Origin of the sequence: Novosphingobium sp. CCH12-A3, assembly GCF_001556015.1 — a bacterium.
GTDB classification, from domain to species: Bacteria; Pseudomonadota; Alphaproteobacteria; order Sphingomonadales; family Sphingomonadaceae; genus Novosphingobium; species Novosphingobium subterraneum.
In genome coordinates this window covers 1-289 of sequence record NZ_LSIA01000075.1, presented here as the reverse complement: position 1 = coordinate 289, position 289 = coordinate 1, and the positions used below count along the sequence as shown (strand labels likewise).

1 pseudogene is annotated in these 289 nt (G+C 65.4%); it reads left to right on the top strand.

Annotated features, from left to right (window positions below):
• Positions 1 to 289 (top strand): annotated as a pseudogene (locus AX703_RS27785) (methylase); the annotation flags it as partial.

Sequence of the window (289 nt, the reverse complement as noted above, 5' to 3'; positions counted from 1 at the left end):
GCCAAGGAAGCCGGGACCTTCGATATCGGGGTCGAGACCGTGGCAGTCGAGGCCTGCGAGGTGCTGTCCGACACGGTGATCCGGACCGACCCCGTGACCGGCGCGACCTCGCACCTCCTTGAACTGTCTCTGACCCAGCGGCGCAAGGTCCTCTCGCTCGAGCGCGTGCTCAAAATGGCATCACATGAGGAAGAGCCCCTGTTCCTGCGCAATGACAAGTCGGGCAAGGTCGCACTCGGCATCGCGGCGCCCTCGCACATGGACGAGGAGGGCCACATGATCCGCCGCT